This is a genomic window from Flavobacterium xizangense, assembly GCF_054075145.1.
This window is the reverse complement of sequence record NZ_JBSIPG010000158.1, coordinates 1-262: the sequence shown is the minus strand read 5'-3', so window position 1 is coordinate 262 and position 262 is coordinate 1. Positions and strand designations below refer to the sequence as shown.

At 31.7% G+C, this 262-nt stretch carries 1 pseudogene; it reads left to right on the top strand.

Features of this window, described 5'->3' with window-relative positions:
• Positions 1 to 44 precede the first annotated feature (44 nt).
• Positions 45 to 262, top strand: a pseudogene (locus tag ACWA1B_RS22915) (hypothetical protein); the annotation flags it as partial.

Sequence of the window (262 nt, the reverse complement as noted above, 5' to 3'; positions counted from 1 at the left end):
GCACAAAATTGGTTTACGAAGAGAGCTTTTTTAATGAAGGAAAAATGGAGCATAAATTAAGCGAAGAAAAATTGAAAACAATTGAATTTCCTGTTGGAAAAGAATTAATTTGGGGCGGTGTTCCTGTGAAATCTATTGATAAATTTTTCAATTCAGAAATGCACGGTTATACCGTTACGGCTGACTTTAACAAGTTGAGTGATGATAAAAAAACTAAATTCTCAGAATTGTGGAAAAGCTGTAATGATGATTTAGGAATTAC